Annotated in this window: 20 protein-coding genes and 1 pseudogene; 10 read left to right on the top strand and 11 right to left on the bottom strand. The window is 72.9% G+C overall.

Annotated elements, in window-relative coordinates; genetic code table 11:
* Positions 1-10 precede the first annotated feature (10 nt).
* Entirely contained in the window at positions 11-1,699 is a 1,689-nt protein-coding gene (locus C4V41_RS56065) for an FGLLP motif-containing membrane protein (RefSeq protein WP_103964251.1), read from the bottom strand.
* 165 nt (positions 1,700-1,864) lie between these two features.
* On the opposite strand from C4V41_RS56065, the gene C4V41_RS56070 reads away from it, so the two are divergent.
* Complete coding sequence (locus C4V41_RS56070; RefSeq protein WP_103964252.1) at positions 1,865-2,107, top strand: hypothetical protein; 243 nt, start codon at positions 1,865-1,867, stop codon at positions 2,105-2,107.
* A gap of 102 nt (positions 2,108-2,209) precedes the next feature.
* On the opposite strand, the gene C4V41_RS56075 is transcribed toward C4V41_RS56070, so the two are convergent.
* The 6 genes from C4V41_RS56075 to C4V41_RS56100 all read right to left on the bottom strand — a co-directional run bounded on the left by C4V41_RS56075 (position 2,210) and on the right by C4V41_RS56100 (position 12,026).
* On the bottom strand, positions 2,210-4,765 hold the full coding sequence (locus C4V41_RS56075; RefSeq protein WP_103964253.1) for a LuxR C-terminal-related transcriptional regulator: 2,556 nt from the start codon (positions 4,763-4,765) through the stop codon (positions 2,210-2,212).
* Between the two features lie 101 nt (positions 4,766-4,866).
* Complete coding sequence (locus C4V41_RS56080) at positions 4,867-6,267, bottom strand: S8 family serine peptidase (protein ID WP_103964254.1); 1,401 nt, start codon at positions 6,265-6,267, stop codon at positions 4,867-4,869.
* A gap of 107 nt (positions 6,268-6,374) precedes the next feature.
* Entirely contained in the window at positions 6,375-7,067 is a 693-nt protein-coding gene (locus C4V41_RS56085) for a response regulator transcription factor (protein WP_200824941.1), read from the bottom strand.
* A 10-nt stretch (positions 7,068-7,077) separates the two neighbouring features.
* The gene (locus tag C4V41_RS56090) at positions 7,078-8,886 is read right to left on the bottom strand and encodes a RiPP maturation radical SAM C-methyltransferase (protein WP_200824942.1); all 1,809 of its coding nucleotides are present in this window, start codon (positions 8,884-8,886) and stop codon (positions 7,078-7,080) included.
* Positions 8,887-8,888: 2 nt separating this feature from the next.
* Positions 8,889-9,176 (bottom strand): hypothetical protein, encoded by a 288-nt coding sequence (locus tag C4V41_RS56095; RefSeq protein ID WP_103964256.1) that lies wholly within the window; start codon positions 9,174-9,176, stop codon positions 8,889-8,891.
* A 33-nt stretch (positions 9,177-9,209) separates the two neighbouring features.
* Positions 9,210-12,026 (bottom strand): AfsR/SARP family transcriptional regulator, encoded by a 2,817-nt coding sequence (locus C4V41_RS56100; protein WP_160150756.1) that lies wholly within the window; start codon positions 12,024-12,026, stop codon positions 9,210-9,212.
* Positions 12,027-12,242: 216 nt separating this feature from the next.
* Here C4V41_RS56100 and C4V41_RS56105 point away from each other — a divergent pair, with 216 nt between their 5' ends.
* The 4 genes from C4V41_RS56105 to C4V41_RS56120 are packed head-to-tail and all read left to right on the top strand — an operon-like array spanning position 12,243 to position 17,543.
* Complete coding sequence (locus tag C4V41_RS56105) at positions 12,243-12,953, top strand: sensor histidine kinase (protein WP_103964258.1); 711 nt, start codon at positions 12,243-12,245, stop codon at positions 12,951-12,953.
* Positions 12,954-13,006: 53 nt separating this feature from the next.
* Positions 13,007-15,352 (top strand): protein-arginine deiminase family protein, encoded by a 2,346-nt coding sequence (locus tag C4V41_RS56110; RefSeq protein ID WP_160150757.1) that lies wholly within the window; start codon positions 13,007-13,009, stop codon positions 15,350-15,352.
* Between the two features lie 5 nt (positions 15,353-15,357).
* Positions 15,358-16,287 carry a HEAT repeat domain-containing protein gene (locus C4V41_RS56115; protein WP_235031013.1) on the top strand — a complete coding sequence of 310 codons (930 nt, stop codon included), beginning with the start codon at positions 15,358-15,360 and terminating at the stop codon, positions 16,285-16,287.
* 47 nt (positions 16,288-16,334) lie between these two features.
* Positions 16,335-17,543, top strand: coding sequence for an acyl-CoA dehydrogenase family protein (locus tag C4V41_RS56120; protein WP_103964261.1), 1,209 nt, complete (start codon positions 16,335-16,337; stop codon positions 17,541-17,543).
* Positions 17,544-17,583: 40 nt separating this feature from the next.
* On the opposite strand, the gene C4V41_RS56125 is transcribed toward C4V41_RS56120, so the two are convergent.
* Positions 17,584-18,342, bottom strand: coding sequence for a metallophosphoesterase (locus tag C4V41_RS56125; protein WP_103964262.1), 759 nt, complete (start codon positions 18,340-18,342; stop codon positions 17,584-17,586).
* A 70-nt stretch (positions 18,343-18,412) separates the two neighbouring features.
* On the opposite strand from C4V41_RS56125, the gene pdxR reads away from it, so the two are divergent.
* Complete coding sequence (pdxR, locus tag C4V41_RS56130; RefSeq protein WP_103964263.1) at positions 18,413-19,774, top strand: MocR-like pyridoxine biosynthesis transcription factor PdxR; 1,362 nt, start codon at positions 18,413-18,415, stop codon at positions 19,772-19,774.
* Between the two features lie 6 nt (positions 19,775-19,780).
* On the opposite strand, the gene C4V41_RS56135 is transcribed toward pdxR, so the two are convergent.
* Positions 19,781-20,410 carry a hypothetical protein gene (locus C4V41_RS56135; protein WP_103964264.1) on the bottom strand — a complete coding sequence of 210 codons (630 nt, stop codon included), beginning with the start codon at positions 20,408-20,410 and terminating at the stop codon, positions 19,781-19,783.
* 94 nt (positions 20,411-20,504) lie between these two features.
* Here C4V41_RS56135 and C4V41_RS56140 point away from each other — a divergent pair, with 94 nt between their 5' ends.
* Complete coding sequence (locus C4V41_RS56140; RefSeq protein WP_235031011.1) at positions 20,505-21,221, top strand: TetR/AcrR family transcriptional regulator; 717 nt, start codon at positions 20,505-20,507, stop codon at positions 21,219-21,221.
* On the opposite strand, the gene C4V41_RS56145 is transcribed toward C4V41_RS56140, so the two are convergent.
* Entirely contained in the window at positions 21,218-21,511 is a 294-nt protein-coding gene (locus C4V41_RS56145; protein WP_103964265.1) for an ArsR/SmtB family transcription factor, read from the bottom strand. The genes C4V41_RS56140 and C4V41_RS56145 overlap by 4 nt on opposite strands.
* A gap of 105 nt (positions 21,512-21,616) precedes the next feature.
* Here C4V41_RS56145 and C4V41_RS56150 point away from each other — a divergent pair, with 105 nt between their 5' ends.
* The 3 genes and pseudogenes from C4V41_RS56150 to C4V41_RS66350 all read left to right on the top strand — a co-directional run.
* The gene (locus tag C4V41_RS56150) at positions 21,617-23,014 is read left to right on the top strand and encodes an MFS transporter (protein WP_235031012.1); all 1,398 of its coding nucleotides are present in this window, start codon (positions 21,617-21,619) and stop codon (positions 23,012-23,014) included.
* Positions 23,014-23,931 (top strand): FAD-dependent monooxygenase, encoded by a 918-nt coding sequence (locus tag C4V41_RS56155; protein ID WP_200824943.1) that lies wholly within the window; start codon positions 23,014-23,016, stop codon positions 23,929-23,931. The genes C4V41_RS56150 and C4V41_RS56155 overlap by 1 nt, the downstream gene beginning before the upstream one ends.
* Positions 23,932-24,019: 88 nt before the next feature.
* Positions 24,020-24,085, top strand: a pseudogene (locus C4V41_RS66350) (hypothetical protein); the annotation flags it as partial.
* Between the two features lie 69 nt (positions 24,086-24,154).
* Here C4V41_RS66350 and C4V41_RS56160 read toward each other — a convergent pair.
* Positions 24,155-25,042, bottom strand: an 888-nt coding sequence (locus tag C4V41_RS56160; RefSeq protein WP_103964276.1) for a serine hydrolase domain-containing protein, incomplete at its 5' end; no start/stop codon positions are given.

Here is a 25,042-nt window from a genome sequence, read left to right on the forward strand (position 1 = left end):
CCGGGCCGGCTCATGACGTTTCCCCCACGGCGGGCCGCAGGCGGCTGTCCCGGCGGCCGAGAAGGTGGCACAGCAGCCAGAACAGGGCCGTGACCAGGAGGAAGCCGGCGAACAGCCAACCGGCCGCCGCGAGCTCGCCCGCGTCGAAGGGCTGTGGGTCCTTGGTCAGCACGGTGTAGCAGAAGCCGGTCGCCGCGACGATGGCGACGGCCACGTACACGAGTTTGCGCCAGCGCAGCAGTTTCGGGCCGTCCATGAAGGCGAACGGGGTCAGCGCGAACAGCACCGACTGGATCCCGGCGGCCCAGATCGTGGCGAGTGTCAGGTCGACGACGTACAGGCCGAACGAGTGGGTCGCGACGGTGAGTCCGCTCAGCGACAGCCACATGAGCAGCGCGGCGAGGCTGACGCCGAGCAGGGTCAGGCAGCCCGAGAACACGGCCCGTCCGGCGGGGCGGGTGTCGAGGTCCTTGCGGCCGGTGGCGAGGAAGACGGCGAACACCCCGTAGACGTACGCGGGCTGGAAGCTCTGCCAGCGAGACAGCGCGGCGCAGACCAGCGCGACGACAATGGCGGCGGGTACGGCCTTCAGCGTTCCGGTGGGCTGGGCGTGCCGCCGACGCCAGATTTCGACGGGCAGCTCGTAGGCCACGGTCGTGACCAGGAAGGCCGCGCCGAACCCGGCCACCGAACCCAGAGTGAGCGCGAGGGAAGGGGCGGGCCCGCTCGCGAGCGTGAACAGCAGCCCGGCCGAGGCGACCGCCAGGACCACGAGCAACCGCGGCGCCACGCGTACCGGCGGCCGGGGCCACCATCGGGGCCGCAGCCGGTGCCGGTGCTCCTCGAACAGCTTGTTGAAGTACTCGGCGGGGAACCCGATGAGCACCATGCCCAGAACCAGCGCCACCGCGATGACGACCGCCTGCGCCAGAGCCTCGATCGTGTACGAGGACGCGGGCCGCAGCCCGGCGGGCAACGGGGCGCGCGGCACGGAGGTGGCCTCCGTCGTCGACCTGGCGACCACGACGGCCGGTGCGGCCTGCGGCGGCTGGGAGGTGGTCGGCGGTGGGAGCGACTGAGCCGCCTGCGACGAACCCGTCGGCGAACTCGTCGGCGAACTCGTGGTCGCGGTGGTGGCCACCGTCGCGGACCGCGTGGCGGGAGGCCGGCTGGTGACCGGCGGAGTGGAGGGCGGCGACTCCGGCGAGACGGACGGGAACGGGGACAGGGAGGGGGCCCGGGTCGAGGTCGGGCTGTGAGTCGGTGCCGGCGTCTTGGTGGTCCGGCTCGGACTGGGTGATCCGGTGCGGGTGATGGTCGGCCCGAGCGGCATGGGCTGGGTCACGGTGAAGACCGTTCCCGGTACGTCCACCGGACAGAATTCGTTCGTGAGATCACTCTGCACGGCCACGGAATACTTCCCGGCCGCGATTTCCGGCACGGTCAGCGAATAGACGAACTTCCACCAGGAGTTGTCTCCCGCCTCTTTCTCCCGCTCCACTTTGCCGGCGAGCGGCTTGCCGTCGAACAGGGCCGGCCCCGGATCCGCGCAACCGGCCTCGGCCCGCCGGAGCGTCAACTGGACGGCGGTGCCCGGCGGGCCCTCCGCCACGTCCAGCTCCAGGAACGGGTTCAGATCCGGTGTGGCGAATCCCAGGACCGCCGCCCCGAGAACGAACACGGTGGCGAGGCGTTTCATACGTCCAGCGTCGCAACGGCGCGCTCCCGGCCGCTTCCGGGAAATCCCTTGAATCGGCTCCCCAACGGCCGGGCAGAGGACTAGGAGATTTCCTGGCGCGCCATTCTCCGCGTTCGGTCCACCATGAATGGACGGCTGTTTCGAAGAAAAAAAGGGGGAGAGTCAATGGTGTCCGAGCGAACGTCTGCCGGCGAGGGCGTCATCCCGGTGCCCACCGGTAGTGACGCCGGATGGGTGTGGCGCGCACTCGTCGTCGGGCTGCTGGTCGTGATCGTCCTGGCGCTGGGCGGGATCATCTGGGCGATCGGCGACGGAAACCCGGCCACGAGCCCGGACCTGCTCGTCACGGTCTTCAGTTCGGCGCTGACCGGCCTCATCGGGCTGTTCGTCAAGTCACCTACCCAGTAGGGCGCCGTGACGACACTGTGGCGACACCGTGGCGACACTGTGGCGACACTGCGGCGACACTGTGGCGACACTGCGGCGACCGTGCCCCGTGGGGCGGGCCGGTCACGGCAGGCCGCGGGCGACCAGGGCCGCCAGGGCGGTTCTGGAGGTGACGCCGAGCTTGGTGTAGGCGTGGCTCAGGTGGTATTCGACCGTCTTCACGCTGAGCGTCAGCTCTCGCGCCACCTGGTTGTTGGTCAGCCCGGTGGCGACCAGCCGGGTCACGGCCTGTTCCTGCGGGGTCAGGCCCAGGGCGTCCTGTCTGCGGTTGAGCCCGCAGGCGGCCAGTTCCTGCGTGCAGCGCTCCTCGAAGGGACGGGCGCCGAGCTGCTCGAACCCCGTGCGCGCGAGCTCGATCAGATCGGCCGCCGCGGTACGCCGGCCCGCGCGGCGCAGGAAAGCGCCGAAGGCCAGTTGCAGGCGGGCGGTCTCGAAGGGCATCGCGACCTTGCCCGCGTGGCGCAGCCCCGTCTCGAACCACTCCTCGGCCGTCTCCTGCTCCCCGAGCGCGGCGTGCAGCACCCCTCGGGCGCGGGCGAGCGCGGCGAGCGCGGAATGGCGCTGCCGGGCCTCGGCCACCTCCTGGACACGATCGAGGACGGCGCGCGCCCGCTCGTGCCGTCCGAGCGCCACCAGCGCTTCGGCCAGCAGGTCAGGCCACGGTACGACCCCGGGCTCCGGTGGCCGGCCCGTGGCTTCGAGCGGCATCAGGGCCGCCACCACGGCCCCATGGTCGCCCTGGGCATGGGACAGGCACGCCTGCGCCCAGGCCAGATGAACACGGGCAAGAGCGCTTGTACCGGTCGTACGCAGGTGGGCCTCGGCGCGGGCCTGTTCGCCCTGGCCGGCCGCGACCACCGCGGCCGTCGCGTGCGCCCAGCCCGCCAGCCAGGCGTGCCCGCTCTCGTCGGCCAGCGCCGCGGCGGCCTCGGCGTGCGCCTGGGCGCCGGCCCAGTCACCGAGGCGGTGGTCGGCCTGGCCGAGCATGACGAGGGCGGCGATCCTGGCCGGCACCGGCAGCTCCGCCGCGCGGGCGGCGAGCCCGCCGAGCACGTGGCGGCCGTTGGCGAGATCGTCGGTCCAGATCTGCAGGACCGCCCGGCCCAGCGGGGCGGCGTGACGGGTGGCGCCGAAGGCCAGCAGCCCGGTGAGATCGGTCCGCACACGCCGCGCCCATTCCAGCCCCTCCGCCAACCGGCCGTCGAGCAGATGCAACAGCGCCAGCCGGGTGCCGGCCCACCCGGACAAGCGCGACGAATCCGCTCGCCAGGAGCCGCACGGCTCGGATGAATCCCCTTGCCGGGCGCCGCACTCCTCGTAGGCGTCGGTCAGCAGGTTCACGGCCTCGGGCAGCCGGTCGGCGACGTGCGCCACGGCGCCGGCCGCGTACGCCGCGACGGCCGGGTCCGGGCAGTCCGCCAGCTCGGCGCTCAGGGCGGCGGCGTCCTCCACCCGCCCGTCCGCGAGCAGCGCCTCGACGAGCTCGGCCTTGAGCAGGCACGCCGGCCCCGCGCCGCCGGCAGGAAGGCTCGGGGCCGGGGTGAGGTGGGTGGCGTGGGCGAGGTGGTCGGCGGCGGTGGTCCAGTGGCCGTTGGTGGCCTGGCGGCGGGCGTAGCCGGCCAGATCGGCGGCCAGGCGGGCGTCGGGGCGGGTGGCGGCCTGCATGCGATGCCAGAGCGTGTCCGCCTCCGTCCCGGCCAGCCGGGTGGCGCGCTCGTGGAGCAGGGTCCGTGCCGCCGGGCGCAGCGAGTGGTACACGGCCGCCCACCGCAGCCGGTCGGGGAAGTGCACGCCGAGGGCGCCGACCGTGCGCCGCTCCTGGAGGAGACCGGCGGCCACGGCCTCGTCCAGCGCGGGCAGCGGGTCGGTCAGGTCCGCCAGCTCGGCCACCAACGACAGCGGGGCCGTCACGCCGAGAACGCTCGCCGCCTCCACCAGGGTTCTGGCCACCGGCGTGAGGGCCGGCACCGGGTAGCCGGGTGGCGCGGGCAGCGGGACGGCGGAGTCCAGCACGTCGGTGGGGTATCGGGCGAGCAGGGCGCGGGCGTGCGTGGGGTTGCCGCCGGTGTGGGCGTGCAGCCGTTCGGCCATGCGGGCCGTGATCGGGCCGGTGCCCAGCGCGTCCGCCAGCTCCCGCAGCTCCGCCGGCCGCAGTCCGGGCAGCTCCAGCCGGACGGTGTGCGCGTCGCGCAGGAAGTGCTCGAACGTCGTCGGCAGCCGGGTTCCGGATCGGGTGACGATGACGGTGAGCAGCCGCGCGGACCCCAGACGCCGTAACGCGAAGGCCAGGGCGCGCAGCGACTCGCCGTCGGCCCACTGCGCGTCGTCGATCACCAGGACCAGCGGCCGGTCCTCCACTTGCCGAAGGAGGTTCTGGAGCAGCTCGGGCCCGGTCCCATCCGCCACAAGCTGGGCGAGCAGCCCGTACGGCAGGCCGGACTCCTCCTCGGCCGCCCGCGCGGTCAGCGAGGCGACAAGACTCTCGGACAGGAAGTGCCGGACCAGCGTGGTCTTGCCGATGCCGGCCGGCCCGTTCACGTGCAGGAGACGGTGGCCCGCCTCGATCCGAGCCAGCTCGGCTCCCAGAACGGTCAGCTCACTCGCGCGCCCGATCAGCACATCGCCCCCCGCGAAAAGGTCAGAACCCCGAGTGTCCGCCGCCGCGCGTCCCGGGGCCCAGGGACAGCCGACCCGTTCCGCCCGGGAATCTCGGGCGCGGGTCAAAGGCCGAGAGCCCGGTCGAGGGCCGCCCGGGCGTCCAGAAGCCCGCTCCCGTACCGGTTGTTCGGCACGGGGTCCGCCGAGGTGTCGCGCAAGGGCCGGGCGGTGTCGCGGAGGATGTGGGCCACCTGTTCCGGGGCGAGGCCGGGCGAACAGGACAGGATCAGGGCCGCCACGCCCGCCGCGTGCGGCGCCGCCATGGACGTGCCCTGCAGAAACGCGTACGTGTCATCCCAAAACGTGCTGAGCACGTTCACCCCGGGAGCCACCACGTCGATGTGCGGGCCGATCTGGGAGAAGGCCGCCCGCCGGTCGGCGGCGTTGACGGCGCCGACGGCGACCACGCCGGGGTAGGCGGCCGGATAGCCGGGTTCGCTGGTGCCGTTGTTGCCCATCGCCGCGACCACGACCGCCCCGCGCGCGAGCGCGTGCGCGACGGCGTCGCGTTCCACGGTGGTGCCGACCGCCCCGCCCAGGCTGAGGTTGATCACCCGGGCGCCCTGCCCGGCGGCCCAGGCGATGCCGGCGGCGAGGTCGGCCGAGCTGCCGATGCCGCCCACCCGGCCGCTCACCGTGTTCCGGGTACGGGCCAGCACCCGTACGGGCAGGATCCGGCAGCGCCAGGTCACGCCCGCGACGCCGCGCCCGTCGTCGCTGAGGCAGGCGATCGTCCCGGCCACGTGGGTGCCGTGTCCCACCTCGTCCTGCGGCTCGTGTCCTGCGGCGTGGAAGTCGCCCTCCAGCACCCAGGGCGCGAGGCGCGCTTCCCACCCGGCGAGGTCCCAGTCGACCAGGTCCCGGCCGGGCAGGAGCAGCGGCGCGAGCTGCGGATGGTTCAGGTCAACGCCCGTGTCGACGACCGCGACCGTGACGGCGGCGCTGCCCGTCGTCATGTCCCAGGCGGCCGGGCAGTTGATCCTGGCCAGCCCCCACTGCTGCGCGTAACGCGGCTCGTCGGGCCGCAGATGGCTCTCCCGGTAGCGGTTGGCCTCGGCGACCTCCACCTCGTCCAGCGCCATCAGCCGGTCCACCACCTCGGGCACCGCGTGCTCCGGGGCGAACCGCACCTTGAACGTCGCGGCCAGCGCGGTGAGCGGCGCGGCCGTCGCCGACCCCCGTTCGGTACGCGGCGGCGCGGGCGCGTGCACCGCCGTGACGGACCGCGTACCGATGGCGGCCAGGACGGCGTCCACGGCGGGCAAGCCGAAACCGGACGCCAGGCCGGGCAGCCCGCGGGACGGGCCCGAGGAGACGCTCACCCGCAGGGCGCGGGCGGATTCCGTACGGAGCTGGAGGACGACCTCGCCGGGAACGGCGTTGTCCGCGCCCGCGCCGAAGATGGTGAGGTTGTCGGCCTCGGAATCGTCCGTCATGGCGACGTGCCCGTCGAAGCCCTCCATGGCATCGATGGTGCGGCGCGCCTTTCGGTGACATAAGGGACGGACGGCGGTGGCGGCCGGGAATTCGTCCCCTCCCGGCGGGACGCGCTCCCGCAGGCGGGGGACGGTCAGTGGTCGAGGTCGCGTTCCGGGGCCAGGCCGGCGTCGCGGGCCATGAGCGCGAGGCGTACCCGATCGGGGATCTGCAGCTTGGCCAGGACCTCCGACACCATGTTGCGCACGGTCTTCTCCGACACGCCCAGCGCCCGCGCGATGGGGCCGTTGCCCAGGCCGCCCGCCACCTGCTGGACCAGCTCGCGCTCGCGCGGCGTGAGCCGGTCGAACGGCGGCGGCGGTGGCGAGGGCGCCCGCCGCAGCGCCGCCAGCACGCCGGACCCGATCCGCGGCCCCAGCGCCACACCCCCGTCGGCGACGGTGCGCAGCGTGGTCACGACGGTGCGGGGGTCGGTCTGCTTGAGGACGTAGCCGCGCGCGCCCGCGCGCAGCCCGGCCGCGACGAGGTATTCGTCCTCCACCATGGTCAGCAGCAGCACCGCCGTGTGCGGCCGCACCTTGACGATGCGGGCGGTGGCCGCGATGCCGTCGCCGTCGGGCAGCCGGATGTCCATGGCGACCACCCGTACGTCGTGCGTCACCACGATCCTGACCGCCTCGGCCACGGTGGCCGCCTCGAAGATCTCACCCACCCAGCTCTCCGCCGCCAGCAGCCCGCGCAGCCCGGCGCGGAAGACGGGATGGTCGTCCACGAGCAGCATGGCGACCGGGCTCGGGCTCTCCTCGGGCGAACGATCCACCGTCACCGCCCCCCGCCTACCGGCCGTGCCTGGCGGGCAGGGCGAGCGCCAGGGCGCGCGGACCGTCCAGGAACACCAGCCCGCGTCCGGCGAACTCCTCCAGCGCCGCGCGTACCGCCTCCACCGGCAGGCCGAGCCGCCCGGCCACGGCCGCGGCGGTGATGGGACGCTCGGAGCAGGCCAGGTAGATGGCGGCGAGGTGGTCGTGGAAGGTGTAGGTGCCCTCGGTGTCCGGGTTCCGGCCGTCGTGGATCTGCAGGAACCCGGGCGCCGACCAGTACGTCAGCTCCGGCGGCCGCCCCTCACTCCATGCGGCCGCCCACGCGGTGACGGCCCGGTCCAGCCCGGCGTAGGCGTCGTCTGGCAGGGCGTCGAGGAACGCGTACTCGAAGAAATAGGCCACCTTGTCCAGATCGACGTCCGCCGGATAGACGTGGGCGTAGCTCGGGTCGGGACGGCGGAACCGCAGCGGGAAGGCCCCGCCGGCCAGCGGGCTGAAGCGCTCCAGCCAGATCCGCGCCGCGCTCTCCGGCGGCCGCAGGTGCGTCAGGTGCGGCACGAGCGCCGCCTGCCCGGCGTAGTCGCGCTCGCTCTCGCCGGGAAACCCCCACAGGATGTTCCACGCCACGTGGATGTCGTAGTGCTGGGCCCAGCGCAGCAGGTTGACGTTCTGGGCGGCGGTGGTGCCCTTGCGCATCAGCCGCAGCACGTTCGTGCTGAGCGATTCGAGGCCGGGCTGCAGATACCGTACTCCGGCCCGCGCCAGCCGCCTGAGATGGGCGCGGCTGAGGTTGGCCTTGACCTCGTAGAAGATGTCGTAGTCGGCCTCGCTCGCGATGAGCCGGGGCAGCAGGTCCTCCAGGTAACGCATGTCGAGGATGTTGTCCACGGCCTCGAACCGGAAGCTGCGATACCGCCGCGCCTGCCCGGCCAGCTCCGCCAGCAGCCGCTCGGGCGACTTCGCGCGGAAGGCCATCGACGTGCCGTTGAGCCCGCAGAAGGTGCAGTGGTGCCTCTCGCCCCACCAGCAGCCACGGGCCGCCTCGAACGGGATCCACACCTCCCTGCGGCTGGTGCGGGCCAGCAGCCCCAGCTCCTCGGCGTGCTCGAAGTACTCGTCGTAGTCCGGCGGCGGCAGCGCGTCCATGTCGCGCCGCAGGGGCGCCGGCGGCGTCGCGACGACCTCGCCGCGCACCCTTCTGGCCAGCCCGGGAATTTCGTCCAGGCCGGTTCCCTCCGCGACGGCGGCCAGCAGCCGGGGGAAGGCCACGTCCCCTTCGCCGATGACGGCGGCGTCGACGCATTCGACGGACCTGACCAGCTCCAGGCCCATCTCGCCGTCGAAGTTGGCGCCCCCGAAGACCGTGAGCAGCCGCGGATGGCGCGCCTTGAGCCGCCTGGCCAGCGCGAACGACGCCGCGTTCTGCTGGAAGGTGCAGCTGAACCCGACGACCGCGGCCTCCTCCCAGGGCAGCGCCTTCATGAGGGCGTCGAGGTAGGCGGGCACCTCGCGCTCCCTGATGGCGGTCAGCAGGTCCCTGAACTCCTCGTCGTCCACGGTCTTCAGCAGCGCGGCGTCCCGGTCGGGCGCGCGGGCGCCGAAGGCGTCGAGGGAGAACAGCCAGTCGCCCAGCATGATGTCCCGGTGGTCGGCGAGCCGGTCGTAGGTCTCCGGGCCGACGCGGGCGGCGAAGTCGAGGTTGGCGTGCAGCGTACGGACGGGAAATCCCTGGGCGCGCGCCAGCGCGGCGAGCAGGCCGGCCTGGATCGACGGCCGGCGCGCGTCCATGAACGGCATCGAGACGATGACCGTCAGAGGGGGCACCGTTACTCCTGGCCGTTGATCTGACGGTCCTGGCGCAGCGTGTTCCGGGAGTCGAAGGTGAAGGCGCGCCTGGCCCGGATGTTCGGGAGCTGGCCGATGTCGCTCAGACCACCGAGTTCGGCGGCCTTGGCGGTGAACGCGCTGAGGAACTCGTCCCTGAGCAACTGGGTGAGCGCCTCCGCGGCCGTCCGCGCGAGTGCGTCGGCGAGCTGGGCCCGCTCGGCCTCGTTCAGGTTCTTGATCGCGTTCACAGCGGTGACCAGGTCTTCGCTCGGCTGGTCGACTGCCATCGTGCACCTCCCAGTGGATCTCCGGTTGGGCTCTTACGCGTGGTGCGCCAGGTCCGTACGCCCGCTCAGCCGGCCGGCGATCTGCTCGGCCTCGCCGTGACCGATCTCCGTGAGGATGGTCAGCGCCGAGCGCCACACGCGCTCGGCGGCCTCCCCCCGGCCGGTGGCGTGGTGGGTGTCGCCGAGGTGGGAGAGCGTGGCCGCCTCGTTGTAGCGGTCGCCGATCTTGCGGTACAGGTCCAGCGCGCGGTGGTAGCAGGCCACGGCCTGCTCGTGGTCGCCGAGATGGTGGTAGGCGTAGCCGAGGCTGTCCCAGGTCTCGGCCTGCCCGCCCTCGTCGTCCAGCTCCTCGTGCAGGGCGAGCGCCTCACGGCAGCAGGCCAGGCCCTGCCGGTGGTCGCCGACCCGGGCGTGGAACCAGCCCACCGCGTTGAGGGCGTCGGCCAGGCCCGCCTTGTGGTCCACCCGCCGGTAGAGGTCGAGGGCGCGCTGCGCGTGGTCGAGGGCCTCCAGGTCGCGGCCCTGGGGTTCCAGCAGCGACGCGAGAGAGCGGTGCGCGTACGCCTGCCCGGCCTGGTCGCCGGCCTCCTCGAACAGGGCGAGGGCCGACAGCAGGTGGCGGTGCGCCTCCTCGTAGCGGTCGAGCCGCGCGTACGCCCGCGCGATGCCCCGGTGCGCGAGCGCCTGCGCGGCCGGGTCGCCGCTCCTGAGCGCGGACGCCAGGGCGGTGCGGTGCGTGGCGGCCAGGTCCTGCCAGTGGCCGCGGCGGTCGAGGTAGGTGGACAGGGTCCAGGCGAGCTGCCAGCCGTGCAGGTCGTAGCCCTCGTCATGGGCCTGCTCGACGGCGGCGAGCAGGACGGCGTGCTCGGCGGCGAACCACTCCATCGCCTGGTCGTGGGCGGTGATCGAGATCGGCGTGACCCCCTGCCCGGGCGGCGCGAGCAGGAGCGGGTCGCGCAGCGGGTTGATCAGCCGGTCGGCCAGGAACGCGGACTGCAGGTAGTGGTCGAGCATGCGGCTCGTCGCGGCCCGCAGCTCGGCGCCGGTCCTGGTGGCCCGCGCGAGCTCCGACGAGTACGCCCGCAGCAGGTCGTGCAGGACGAACCTGCCGGGCGCGTGCTCGGTCAGCAGGTGGGCGGCCGCCAGCTCGGCCATGGCCGAGCCCGTCTCCAGCAGCGGCGTGTCGGCCAGGCTCGCCGCCGCGTACGTGCCGGTGTCCGGCCCCGGATGCAGGCCCAGCAGGATGAACAGCCGCTGCGCCGGATCGCTGAGCCGCCGCAGCGACCAGGAGAACACCGACCGGATGTCCGTCGACTGGTCCGCGGTACGGAAGGCGTCCAGCCCGCCCTTGGCCTCCCGCAGCTCCCCGGCCAGCAGCGCCAGCGGGAAGCGGGGATTGGTGGCCGCCCGCGCCGCCACGATGGCCAGGGCCAGCGGCAGCCGCGCGCACAGGGTGACGATCTCGCCGACGGCCTCCTCCTCGGCGCGTACCCGCTCCTCGCCCAGGCGCTGCGCCAGCAGTTGCCTGGCCTCCGCGGCGGACAGCAGGTCCACGGTCATCGGCTGCGCGCCCTCGGCCACCACCAGGCCGGAGAGCTGGTCCCTGCTGGTCACCAGGACCAGGCAGGTCGGGGTGCCGGGGAGCAGCGGGCGTACCTGCTCGGCGTTGCGCGCGTTGTCCAGGATGATGAGCACCCGCTGGTCGGCGAGCAGGCTGCGGTAGAGGGCGGCCTGCCCTTCGACGCTGATCGGGACGCGCTGCGGCGGCACCGCGAAGGCGTCGAGGAACCCGCGGATCGCCTCGGCAGGCTCCATCGCCGAGCCGCCCGGGTCGAAGCCGCGCAGGTTGACGTAGAGCTGCCCGTCCGGGAAGCGGTCGCGGACGCGGTGCGCCCAGTGCACGGCCAGCGTGGTCTTGCCCACCCCGGCCATCCCGCCGATCGCGTTGATCACCACGGCCCGGCCGCCGGCCCGCTCGTCCAGGCAGAGCGCGTCCAGCCGGTCGAGCTCGGCGTGCCGCCCGGCGAAGTGCGCCAGCCCGTACGGCAACTGCGCCGGCACGGGCAGCCGGCGTACGGTCTGGACCGGCTGCGGGGCGGCGCCCGTGAGCGCGGGATCGGCCACCAGGATCTGCCCGTGCACGCGCCGCAGCGCGGGCCCCGGCTCCACGCCGAGCTCGTCCATGAGGTGCTCGCGGGCCTCGTGGAAGGCCGACAGGGCCTCCGCCTGCCGCCCGGAGCGGTACAGCGCCAGCATCAGCAGCACCCGCAGCCGCTCGCGCAGCGGATGGTCCGCCACGAGCGCGCGCAGCTCGCTGACCAGCTCCAGGTGGTCGCCCAGGGCCAGCTCCACGTCGATGCGCTCCTCGACGACGTCGATCTGGCGCTCGCCGATCCGGTCGCGTTCGGCGTCCAGCAGCGGGCTCGCCAGCCCCTCGCAGACCGGGCCGCGCCACAGCCGCAGCGCGTCGTGCAGCGCCTTGGCCGCCGAGCGCAGGTCGCCGGCCAGGCGGGCGGCCCTGGCGCGTTCTACCTCGGTCTCGAAGACGTGCAGGTCAAGACGGCCGGGCGGGACCGTTAGCAGGTAGCCGGTGTCGGTCCAGGACAGCAGCTCGGAGGGGGAGCGGGGCGAGCGCTCGGGTTCGAGGACCCGGCGCAGGCCGGAGATGTGCTTCTGCAGCAGGTTGAGCGCATAGGTCGGCTGGTCCTCGCCCCAGATCGCGTCGATGAGGCGTTCGCGGCTCAGCGGCCTGTTGGCCTGGAGGAGCAGCACCCCCAGCACGGTCCGCTGCTGGAGCGACCCGAAGACCAGCTCCGACTCATCCCGCCACGTCCGGAGTGGGCCAAGCACCCCAAAGCGTAAGGCCGGGCCGCTCTGACCGCTCATCCCGACTCCTGCCGCTCGGGCAACCCACAATCAATTAACATAAACCTCCGCGCACGAGCGGCCCAGTGGATTTCCGCCGACTCCAGCGGGCACTCCAGCGCCGCTTCCAACGGTCCCCGCCATGCTGGTCTCCAGGATGCTCACGAGCATCCGGGCAGCGCGAACGTCGGGAGACCGTTCATGCATCAGGACATCCAAGCCGCTCGGCAGAGCAGGGCCCCGGAGAACAAGCCGGAGAACAAGCCGGAGAACAGGCTGGAGGACGAGCTGGCCGAGGAGCGCCGCCGGCTGCTGCGCGACCTGCACGACGGTCTCGGGCCCGCCCTGGTCGCCATCGCCTACCGGCTCGACGTGGCCGGTGGGCTGCTGGGGGAGGACCAGCGGCAGGTCGGTGAGGTGCTCTGGCGGCTGCGCGACGACGTACGGGAGTTGTGCGCGGAGATCCACCGGATCGTCAACGACCTGCGCCCGGCCGCGCTGGCCGCCGGGCTGCTGCCCGCGCTGCGCGCGTACTGCGTCTGGCTGGACGGGGCCGGCGGCGGGCTCGACGTCACCGTGCGCGCTCCCGAAACGCTGCCCGAGCTGCCCGCGGCCGTCGAGGTCACCGCGTACCGGATCACCACGGAGGCGCTGGCGAACGTGCTGCGCCATTCGAGCGCGGGCACGTGCGTGCTCAGCGTGGCGCTCGGCGACGACCTGGAGATCGAGGTGCTGGACGACGGCAGAGGTCTCGGCCCGATGACAGGGGACGGGCTGGGCCTCGCCTCGATGCGGGCCAGGGCCGCCGATCTCGGCGGCAGCGTGACGGCCGGAACCGGGCCCGGGGGCGGGACCCGGATCGTGGTCCGGCTGCCCTGCGCCCTTGAGCGCTGCCGGGTGACGGCCGCGTAGCGGCGGCCCTCGCCCGGCGAAGTCCGACAGGCCCATGAAAGTGGATGATCGCGATGCAGATTCGACCGAGCCCCGTGCCTCCGGGACGGGCCATCGTCCTGGCCAACCTCAACCTCGACCGGGGGATCCCGGCGGGCGACCGGAGCCTCGCCCTGGACAGCCGCGACGACGAGATCAACGGCGCGGACGATCTCAAGGACCTCACGAGGCTGCCGAGGCCGGCCGCGAACGGGGAGGTCACGCCGGACTCCACGTTCGTCGCCCTGCTGGACGGCGGTGACAGGAACCGGGTACGCCTGTTCGGCCCGGTCGGCTCCGACGGCAAGTGGCAGCGGGTGCTCGGCGCCTCGGTCAACCCGCGGCGGATCGCCACCGAGTACACCGCCGCCTACCCCGGCCCGGACGAGCTGCTCATCGAATCGCTCACCCTGCCCGGCGCGCCCGTCTTCGACCCCGCCGACAGGAACGGGAAGGAGATCCGGCTGGAGTGGGGGTACCGCGTGCCCGGCGTCGGCGACGTGCTCGAGCCCCGGGTCGTCACCATCGCCCCGCTCCTGCTGCCCTCGAACCTGGAGCCGGTCGATCGCGTGTACATGACCTGCCTGTACGACTACGACGTCACCTTCAACCACCCGACGCTGGCGGAGGTCATCGCCGCGCTCAGAGAGGTGCTGGGCCCGGACCGGGTGCCGGTGAACACCCGGCCGGAGCCGGACGGCGGCGTACGCTACCTGCCGCACGACCCGTTCGACCCGGACGCCATCGGCGGGCTCTACCTCATCGACGGCCACTACTTCAGCGACCCCTGGACCCAGGACGAGGTGAAGATCGGATACTGCCTGCTGCCGGGGCCGCGCCACACGCAGGTCGCCCTGCACAACCCGCGCGGCCGCGACCTCGGCCCGTGGGTCAGCCGGCTGCTGCCCGGCAAGGAGCTGGGCCTGTTCAACGACCTGGACCAGGTGGCCGACGACTCGATCAGCTACGGCGGCAACCTGGAGGTCTCGCCACCGGTCGAGATCGAGACACCGCCGGCGCCGTCGGGTCCCGCCGGGCCCGAGATCGCCGATCCACCACGGGCGCCGTTCGGGAAGATCATCCTGGGCCGGGGCGAGGTCCTCGCGTTCACCGAGGTCGTCCCGCCGGAGGCCGCCGACCTGGAGCAGGAGCTGTCCGGGGAGCTGGGGGTGCCCGGCTGGCTGTTCGACCTGTTCGAGAAGTACGACTTCGACCTCGACCGCGACGTCACCTCCGTCGGCAACACCAGGCCCGGCGAACGGTGGCGCGTGGTGGACGCGCCGATCGTCGACTACGGGCCGCGGGTCTTCGAGATCCGCAGGCGGGACGGGCTGCTGGACGTCTACCTGCTGCGGCTGCACGCGCCCGGGTATCGGTCGTTCCTGGAGGCGCAGGGCGTACAGCCGATTCTGCCGCTGGACGTCTCCTGGCTGGCGGTCGGGCACGTGGACGAGTTCGTGACCGTCGTGCCCAGCAGGGCCGTGGACGCGGACGCGCCGCGGCGGGACTTCCGCGTGGTCACCGCGTCGCCCCAGGTGGCCGTCGACCTGCTGCTGGCCGCGAAAGCGTACGAGCCCACCGACCTGTTCCGTGGCCGCCAGGAGATCTACAGCGACGACGAGACGGGCGACCTGTCGCTGACCGACGCCAGGAGGTCCGTCGCGGACGTGCTGGGCATCCACCAGGAGTTCAACGAGAACCTGCACCGGCAGAAGATGCTGCTCATCGAGGAGCGGCTGCGCACGCAGCTCGACCTGGGCGAGGGGCGCCTGCTGCGGCTGCCGGTCCTGTTCGCCAAGCCGCCCGGCATGGCGGCCGGAACGCTGGGGCTGATCCTGCACAAGGAGACCTTCAACTGGACCACCGCCTACACCCCGAACCTGGTCAACCTGGTGGTCCTGGACGACCTCGTGCTGCTGCCCCGCCCGCTCGGCCCGCGCCTGCGGCCGCGCGAGGTCAACCTGATCCTGGCCAGGCAGCTCGGCATGGAGCTGTCGGCCGAGCAGCTCGCGCGCCTGGCCGGTGAGCCGCACTGGGCGCGGCGCGGGGCGCTGGTGAACGACATCGCCGCGATCTTCGGCGTCTCCATCGGCGCCGTCAGGAACCACCCGGCCAACAATCCCATGGGGCAGAGCGTGTTCGGCTCCGACGGCAGGACGTACCGGCAGTGGGAGCGCGTGTGGATCCCCGAGAAGAGCATCGACCTGTTCGAGGCGTACGCGTGCTGCGCGCTGGAGCGCCTCAGCCTGCGGGTGCGCTTCGTCGAGGACTGGGACGCCTACCACATGGGCCTGGGCGAGCTGCACTGCGGCATCAACGTGCAGCGCACGCCCCGTGAGATCGATCCGGGCTATCAGGGCCCCTACTGGTGGGAGACGTGATCGCGATGACCGGCGCGGAGTTCGAGCAGCTCTTCCAGACGTGCGTGAACGAGACGCGCGAGCCGTACGCCGTGGCCCGCGACGCGCTGCGGGACCAGGGCGACGAGGCCGTCCCGCCGCTCCTCGCCAAGGTGTCCGAGTCGTCTGACGACGACTGGCTGCCGCGGATCGTGGCGCAGATGGTGCTCGGCTGGATCGTGCGAACGGACCTGTACGAGCAGGTCGGGCACATCCTGCGGCGGCCCGGCAGGACCGCGGGGCCCAGGCCGGTGAGCCTGGTGCCGGCACCGACCGCCGCGGCCGTGGCGCTGTCCGGGCTCGGCGCGGACGTGGTGCCGCGGCTCATCGAGATCCTCGTCAAGACGCACGAGTGGGACGGGGAGCGGGAGTCCTCGGCCGTCATGCTGGCGCTCGACTACCTGCGTGACCGGCGGGCCGTCATGCCGCTGCTGGACCTGGCCGCGCCCGGGGGCGACGCCCGGCGGCGCATGCTGGCCATGTCGACGCTCGGCGGCCTCGGTGACCAGGCCGCGTTCGAGGTCGCCAAGCAGGCCCTGGACGATCGCGGGAACAGCGCCAGGCTGCGCGGCATGGCCGCGGTGTGCCTGGGCCGGATCGGTGACCCGGCGGCCGGCCAGGCGCTGCGGGCGGCGGCGGCCGCTCCCGTCGCGAGGAACGCGGCCGTCACCACGGAGGACCTCATCCTGCGCCAGAGCGCGATCCGGGCGATGGGCTACCTGGGCGCGCCCGGGGACGCCACGGAGCTGAAGGAGATGCTCGACCAGGAGTCCAACGTGGCGCTGGGGCTGGAGCTGGTGGGCGCGCTCACCCGGCTGCGAGAACCGGAGGCCCTGCGGCAGTGCGGCAACGAGAACACGGTGGTGCGCGAGGCGGCCGAGGAGGCGGCCCGGTCCCTTTCCGGACCTGGCTACTGACCGGTAAGGTGTTACCGCCGGTAACGCCGCAGGCCGAGGAGAGCGCGATGACGGGGTTCTGCCCGGAGCTCAGTGACGACGTGGTCGAGGTACGCGACTGGGTGCACGCCTTCGCCCGCGACGTGATCCGCCCGGCGGGCGCCGAGTGGGACGAGCGCGAGGAGACCCCCTGGCCGGTCATCCAGGAGGCGGCCAAGATCGGCCTGTACTCGCTCGACTTCTTCGCCACCCAGTGGTTCGAGGAGAGCGGGCTGGCGCTGCCCGTGGCGTTCGAGGAGATCTTCTGGGGCGACGCGGGCATCGGCCTGTCCATCGTCGGCACCGGCCTGGCCGCCGCCGCCCTGGCCTCGAACGGCACGCCCGAGCAGATGTCGCAGTGGCTGCCGCTGATGTTCGGCTCGGAGAACGACGTCAAGCTGGGCGCCTTCTGCGCCTCCGAGCCGGACGCCGGCTCCGACATCGGCGCCATCCGCACCCGCGCCGTGCACGACGGCGGCGACTGGATCCTCAACGGCGTCAAGACGTGGGCCACCAACGGCGGCATCGCCGACGTGCACGTGGTCGTGGCCTCCGTCGACCCGGCGCTGGGCACGCGCGGGCAGGCGTCTTTCGTCGTCCCGCCGGGCACGCCAGGGCTGTCCATGGGGCAGAAGTTCCGCAAGCACGGGATCCGCGCCTCGCACACGGCCGAGGTGATCCTGGACGAGGTACGCGTACCGGGGTCGTGCCTGCTCGGCGGCAAGGACAGGCTGGACGCCCGGCTGGCCCGCGTACGGAAGGGGGAGCGGGCCGGGGAGCAGGCGGCCATGCGCACGTTCGAGACCACCCGCCCCTCGGTGGCCGCGATGGCCGTGGGGATCGCCAGGGCGGGCTTCGAGTACGCCAGGGACTACGCCCGCGAGCGCGAGCAGTTCGGCCGCAAGATCGGCGAGAACCAGGCGATCGCCTTCCTGCTCGCCGAGATGGCCACCCGGGTGGACATGGCCCGGCTGCTGACCTGGCGGGCCGCCTGGATGGCACGCAAGGGGAGGCAGTTCGAGCAGGCGGAGGGCTCGATGTCGAAGCTGGTGGCGGGGGAGACGGCGGTGTGGGTGACCGAGCAGGCGATCCAGATCCTGGGCGGGGCCGGATACACCAGGGAGCATCCGGTGGAGCGCTTCCACCGGGACGCCAAGATCTATACCATTTTTGAGGGCACGTCGGAGATCCAGCGGCTGATCATCGGCCGGGCGGTCACCGGCCTGCCGGTCCGCTGAAGGGCGTCATGTCGGCTGGACCCGGGACACCGGCCCATGATCACTCTGCGGAGGCGAGCGTGACGGTGCGGTAGTGGGTGGTCAGCCGTCCGTCCTCGTCCAGGACGTGGAAGGCGAGCGCGGGCGGCTGCTCCAGGTACACGTGGTCATCCGGATGCCTCCGGTGCTCCCACGGCAGCCGCGAGGTCGAGACCACTCCGGGCGCGACCAGCAGTGGCAGCCCGGCGAACGTGGTGGCCGCCGCGGTGTGCGCGTGCCCGCACACGAACCCGGCCAGGTGCGGATGGCGACGCGCCAGCCCGGCCAGCCGCTCCTCCCCGAACTGCCGGATCCCGTCCACGAACGGCATGCGCAGCGGCGCGGGCGGATGGTGGAAGCCGGCCAGCACCCGGTCGGAGGTCCCGGCCAGGACCGTCTCCAGCCAGTCCAGCGTCTCGTCCTCCAGGAAGCCCTCGTCCTTGCCCGGCACCGACGAGTCGCACAGCGCGATCACGCATCCGGCCACGCGCAGCACCTGGTTGATCGGGGCGGCCGACCCCGGCAGGCCCAGCAGCGACTCGCGGAACGCCGTACGGTCGTCATGGTTGCCGGGGCAGATCAGCGTCGGGTGGCGGGAGGTCAGCAGTTCGCGGGCCAGCTCGTACTCGGCGGGCAAGCCATGGTCGGCGATGTCGCCGGTGACCAGCACGGCGTCCAGGTCGTACGGGAGCCCGTCGAGGTAGTCCATGACCGCCCGGGTGCGGTCGGCGCTGCGCCGGTCGTCGATGTGGACGTCGCTGAGATGGGCGATCACGGTCATGGGGAGGCTCCTTCCAGAACGGTCCCTTGAAAGGTACGGGCCGACCGGACCACGCGTAAGATCCAGTTTCATGCCGAAAAACTGGTCCAGTTCGCGACTCGATCTGCATCTCGCCATGGGGACGGGTTCCGGCAGGCGGGCCGGGCTGGAGTCGGCGCTGCGCGAGGCGGTGCGCGACGGGCGGCTGCCCGCCGGCACGCCGCTGCCCTCCACGCGCGGGCTGGCCCAGGAGCTCGGGTTGTCGCGGGGCACCGTCACGGCCGCGTACGACCAGCTCGTCGAGGAGGGCTACCTGAGCACGCGCCCCGGATCGGGCACCACGGTGGCCACGGTGCCGCTCAGCTCCGGGGAGCCCACACGTCCCGGGCCGGTCCGGGCACTTCCCCTGCACGACCTGCGGCCGGGCTGCCCGGATGTCGGCTCGTTCCCGGTCCGGGCCTGGCTGGCGGCCACCCGGCGGGTGCTGGGAGCCGACACGCTGAAGGCCGGCGATCCCCAGGGGCGGATCGAGCTGAGGACCGCGCTGGCGGACTATCTCGGGCGTACGCGGGGCGTGCGAACCGGACCGGATCGGATCGTGGTGACCTCCGGGTTCTACCAGTCGATCACGCTGCTCAGCGGCGTGCTGGAGACCGGGGTCGTGGCCACCGAGGATCCCGGGCACAACGCCTTCCGCGAGGTCGTCCGGCGTGCCGGGCACACCTTGCTGCCGCTGCCCGTGGACGCGTACGGCGCCCGGCTCGAAGGGCTCGACGCCCAGGTCGGAGCCGTGATGCTGACGCCCGCGCACCAGTATCCGACCGGCGTGCCGCTACATCCGGGCCGCCGCCAGGAGCTGTGCGCGTGGGCGCGCGCCACGGGCGGGCTGGTCGTGGAGGACGACTACGACGGCGAGTTCCGCTACGACCGCCAGCCCGTCGGCGCGCTGCAGGGCATGGCGCCCGAGCACGTCGTGTACTGCGGCACCGCCTCCAAGACGCTCGGCCCGGGGTTGCGGCTGGGCTGGATGGTGCTGCCGCCCGGCCTGGTCGAGCCGGTGACGCGCGCCAAGGAACTGGCCGACCTGTACACCGAGAGCCTCGGCCAGCTCGTGCTCGCCGACCTGATCGCCACGCACGCCTACGACCGGTACGTACGGTCCTGCCGGCTGCGCTACCGACGGCGGCGCGAGCTGCTGCTCGACCGGCTGGCCGCCGTTCCCGGCATCATGGCGCAGGGGGTGCCGGCCGGGCTGCACGCGCTGATCACGCCGGCCGACGAGCGGCGGGTGATCGCGGCCTGCGCGGCTCGCGGGGTGGCCGTGCGCGGGCTGGCCGAGCTTCACCACGACCCGGCCGGCCGGGCGCAGGGGTTGATGGTCGGGTTCGCGGCGCCGCCGGAGCGTACGTACCCGGCCGCCGTCGACGCTCTCTGCGCGGCGCTGAGCGCGTGAAGGCGGTCAGGGGGAGATCTCGGGAAGCTGCGGGCGGGTGCGGTAGCGGTGGCGCTGGTAGAGGTAGAAGAGCGCGAGGTGCACGGCGGCGGCGAGCAGGCCGAGGGCGATCGCCACGCCGAGAGGGAACGCGAGGGTGGCCAGAAGGGTGATGCCCGCACCGATCACGATGCTGTTGATCGCGGCGATCATCATCGCGATCGTGAACAGGCCGATGAGCCAGTCGCGCCGCCGCCCGATGCCCATGGTGGCGGCGGCCGCGGTGACGGCGTCGTTCTCCGCGGCCCCGGCCCAGGCGACGATGTAGTCGGAGGCCCGCGGGGATAACCGGCGGTAGTAAAGGCGGATGCGGGCTATCGCGCTACGGCACAGGATGTTCTGCACACCCGTGTCGACCAGGCGCACGCTGGTGAAAAGGCCGAGAACGGCCAGCGCGGGCAGGACGGTCGCGGCCAGCGGGACGAACGCCGGCGAGGGCGGGGCGGCGAAGCCGAGTGCCACCAGCGAGCTGGACAGCGCCTTCACGTACAGCGTGGCCCGGGACGACTCCTCGCTGGAGGCGGTGCTGATGGCGGTCTGCAGGACGAAGTGCTCCGTCGTGAGCGCGGACATGAGGGCGGGATCGTCGTTCGTCATGCGGATGATCCTTCCCATGGATGGGGATTTCTCCACTACACGGCATTCAAATAGAGAACGGTGTAGATTACTACAGCCCTGTAGAGTGTCAAGGGTGAGCGACCAGACGATGAGCCGCCGCGACCGGCTTCGCGCCCAGACCAGCGCCGAGATCAAGGCGATCGCCTTGAAGCTCATGGCGGACGGCGGCCCGGACGCCATCTCGCTGCGCGCGATCGCTCGTGAGATGGGCATGACGGCCGGCGCGATCTACAGCTACTTCGCCACCCGCGACGACCTGGTCACCACGCTCATCGGCGACGTCTACACCTCGGCGGTGGACACGGCCGAGGCCGCCCGCGACGCGGTGCCGGAAACCGACCCCGGCGGCCGGATCCTGGCCTGGGCCCAGGCCATGCGCGACTGGGCGCTGGCCAGCCCCGAAGGCTTCCGGCTGATCTACGGTGACCCCGTGCCCGGCTACCGCGCGCCCGGCGACGGCCCCGGCAAACGGGCCGAGGCGCGCGCCTGCGGCGGCCTGGTCGGCCTCGTCGCCGCCGCCTGGCCGACGGCCCGGGCGCGGCGATCCGACGACCGCGCCTACGACTGGGCCGACTTCGACCCGGGCCTGGTGGCCCACGTCCGCCAGGACTTTCCCGACCTGCCACCGGCGGCCATCGCGATGACGCTCCGGGTGTGGGGCCGCATGCACGGGCTCATGGCCCTGGAGATCTACGGCCACCTGCGCTCCCTCACCCATGACCCGGCCCGGGTCTACCGCGACGAGATGCACGACCTCATCGCCTCTCTCGGCCTCGGCGAGTCCGGCTAGAGGTCTTCCCGCGTCACCAGCTCGAGCAGGCCGGGGAAGCGGGCGTCGAGGTCCTGCCTGCGCAGGGTGATGAACAACTTGCGGCCCTCCGGCCGCTGGAAGATCACGCCCGCTTCGCGCAGGACCCGCCAGTGCGTGGTCAGCGTCGATTTCGGCACGTCGGGCACGATCGAGCCGCAGAACTGCTCCTCGCCCGACTCCAGTGCCCGCACGATCTTCGCGCGCACCGGGTGCCCGAGGGCCGCGAGCACGTCCAGCAGGTTGATCTGGTCGCGTGAGGGATGCAGCATGCCTCGATTGTACGCATGTCCCGGACAGTGATTTGACAGGGCGCGCACGTCTGTACGAGCATCTCGAATCGTACGAATATCCCGGACGATCGTAAGTAGGAGATCGTGACCCATCGCGCAGCTCTGACCCTTGCCTTGCTGGCGCTGTCCCAGCTCATCACCTCGCTCGACTACTTCATCGTTTATGTCGCGCTGCCCGACATCGGGCAGGATCTCGGCTTCTCCGCCCAATCGCTGCAGTGGGTGGCCAGCGCGTACGCCGTCGCCTACGGCGGCTTCCTGCTGCTCGGCGGCCGGGCGGCCGACCTGCTCGGCCATCGCAGGATGTTCGTCGCGGCCACGGCGCTGTTCGCGTTCTCCTCGCTGGCCGGCGGGCTGGCCGAGAGCCAGACGCTGCTCGTCGCCGCCCGCGCGGTGCAGGGACTCGGCGGTGCCCTGCTCTTCCCCGCCACACTCGCGCTGGTCAACACGAGATTCGCGGAAGGACCCGCCCGCAACAGGGCGCTGGGCGTGTGGAGCGGCGCGGGCGCCAGCGGGCTGGCGCTCGGCTCGCTGCTGGGCGGGCTGCTGACCGGGGCGTGGGGCTGGCAGGCCGTCTTCTACGTCAACGTGCCGCTGGCCGGCATCGCCATCGCGGGCGCGTACCTGCTGATCCCGGCGGACGGCCCGCGGACCCGCGGCCGCCGCTTCGACCTGCCGGGCGCCGTGCTGGCCACGGCCGGGGTGAGCCTGCTGGCCTTCGCGCTCATCCAGGGCCCGGAGTCCGGGTGGACCTCGCCGCCGATCCTCGGCGGCGCCGTGCTGGCCGCCGTGCTGCTGGCCGCGTTCGTCGTTGTGGAGCGGCGCGGCGACGACGCGCTCATGCCCCTGCGGCTGTTCGGCAACCGCAGCCTGCGCTCGGCCATCGCCGTCATCCTGGTCTTCGGCGTCACGTTCAACGCGCTGCCGTACTTCCTGACCGTCTACTTCCGGACCGTCCTCGGCTACGGCGCGGTGGCGACTGGCCTGGCCTTCCTGGTGCCCGCGCTGCTGATCGCGCTCGGCACCCAGCTCGGCGGGCGGCTCGCGGGCCGCATCGGGATGCGCTCGACCCTGCTCATCGGCACCGCCGGCGGGGCCGTGGGCGCGGCGCTGGTGGCCTTCGGCGTCAGCGCGGACGGCTCGTACGCGAACGTCCTGCCCGGGATCGTGATCATGGGGATCGGCCAGGGCCTCACCTGGACCGGCATGTGGATCGCCGCCGCGACCGGCGTCGCCGGCCGCGAGCAGGGCGTGGCCTCCGGGATGGCCTCCACGGCGCTGCAGGTCGGCTCGGCGCTCGGCCTGGCCGTCCTGGTGGCCGCCGGCGGGGTGGGCGCGGCGACCGGCGCGGCGCTCGCAACCGGACTGCGTACGGCGGTGTTCCTCTCCGCGCTGGGCATGCTGCTCGGCGCCGCGGTCGCGCTCACCTTCGCCCGGGAGCGCGCCGCCGAGCCCGCGCTGGTCTCTGTGGAGGAGCTGTGATGTACGACGTCGCGATCGTGGGCGGTGGGCCCGTGGGCATGCTGCTGGCCGCCGAGCTCGGGCTGCAGGGCGTCCGGCCGCTCGTACTCGAACGGCCGGCGGTGCCGTCGGGGGAGTCCAAGGCGGGCACGCTGCACGCGCGTACCGCGCAGAGCCTCGACCGGCGCGGCCTGCTCGACGCGGTCGGCAGGTCGAGCGGGGGAAGCGTGAACTTCCACTTCTCCGGCATGTTCGGGCTCGACCTCGGCGCGGTCGCGGAGGAGGGCGCGAGCATCGTCGGCAGTCCGCAGGCGTGGGCCGAGCGGGTGTTCGCCCGCTACGCGACCGCGCTGGGCGCGGAGATCAGGCGGGGGCAGGAGGTCACCGGGCTGGTCCAGCACGACGACCACGTGGTGCTGACCGCCGGCGCTCACGAGCTGTCCGCGCGCTACGTGGTGGGTACGGACGGCGCGCGCAGCACGGTACGCCGCGCCGCCGGAATCCCGTTCACCGGCACGCCCGCGCGGGTGGCCGCGCTCATGGGCGACGTGCGGCTGCTCGACCCGTACGGCGTACCGCCCGGCTACACCCGCACCCCGCGCGGCTGGATCATCGTGTGGCTCGACCCGGCCGGGCACAGCCGCGTCACCACCTACGACTTCCGCGCCCCGCACCCCGACCGGCGGGCCCCGGTCACCCTCGCCGAGCTGCGGGAGGCGGCTGAGCGCATCCTGGACCGGCCCGTCCCGATGGCCGGTCCCAGGAACCTGTCCCGCTACGGCGACGCCGCGCTGCAGGCGGGCACGTACCGCGAAGGGCGGGTGCTGCTGGCCGGGGACGCCGCGCACGTGCACTTCCCGTGGGGCGGCCAGGGGCTGAACACCGGGCTGGCGGACGCGTTTTCCCGAGCTGTTCGCCGAGCTGATGAGCTTCGATGAGGTGAACACCCATCTGAGCGGAATGATCAGCGGCGTTCACACCACCTACGACGTGGGCGTCCCCGGGGCCGGGCGGATGGCCGCCGACATGGTGCTGAAGACCGACGGCGGGCCGGTCAGGCTGGTGGAGGCGTTGCGGACCGGGCGGCCGCTGCTGCTCGACCTGGCCGGGCGCGACGACCTGGTGGCCGAGGCGACCGGGTGGGCGGACCGCCGCTACGGGTCAGTCGATCGCCTGGTAGGCGGTGGTCCAGAAGTCGCGGTGCAGGAGCTGGGTGTGGGGCGAGTCCATGGCGCTCTGGGTGAGCAGGATGCCGACGAGGCCCTCGGCCGGGTCGGCGTAGGCGGTGGTGCCCAGGCCGCCGTCCCAGCCGAACTGGCCGGGTGAGGCCAGGTCGCGGCGGTGGGTGCGCACGGCCATGCCGAAGCCGTAGCCGCCGTGCCGGCCGAAGTGGTCGCCGAAGGCGTCCTTCTCGGTCTTCTGCGCAGGGGTCAGGTGGTCCATCGTCATCAGCGCGACCGAGGCCCGCGACAGGATCCGCTGGTCGCCCTGGTTGAGCAGCATGCGGTAGAAGGCGTGGTAGTCGTCCACGGTCGACACCAGCCCGTCGCCGCCGGCCTCGAAGACCGGGGGTTTGCTGTACTTGCCGCCGGCGGCCTCGTCCCACACGACCGGTTCGCCGTTCTCGGGGTTGTGCGCGTAGCTGGTCGGCAGCCGGTCGATCTTGGCGGCGGGCACGTGGAAGCCGGTGTCGTGCATGCCCAGCGGGCCGAACAGCCGCTCGCGCAGGAACTCCTCCGGCGTCCGCCCGCTCACCCGGCCGATGAGCACGCCGAGCACGTCGGCGCCGGTGTGGTACTGCCACAGCTCGCCCGGCTGGTACATCAGCGGCAGCTCGCCCAGCCGGCGGATCCACTCATCGGGCCCGAAGTCCGGTGAGGTGGTGTCCAGGCCGAGCTCGTGGATCGCGGTCTGGATCGGGTAGGTGTCCGGCGCCGCCAGCACCGCCCCGAAGCCGAAGGTGAAGGTCAGCAGGTCGCGGACGGTGATCGAGCGGTGGGCCGGCACGGTCTCCTCCAGCGGGGCGTCGATGCTCTTGAGCACCCGCCG

It is taken from the genome of Nonomuraea solani, from assembly GCF_900108335.1.
GTDB lineage: Bacteria > Actinomycetota > Actinomycetes > Streptosporangiales > Streptosporangiaceae > Nonomuraea > Nonomuraea solani.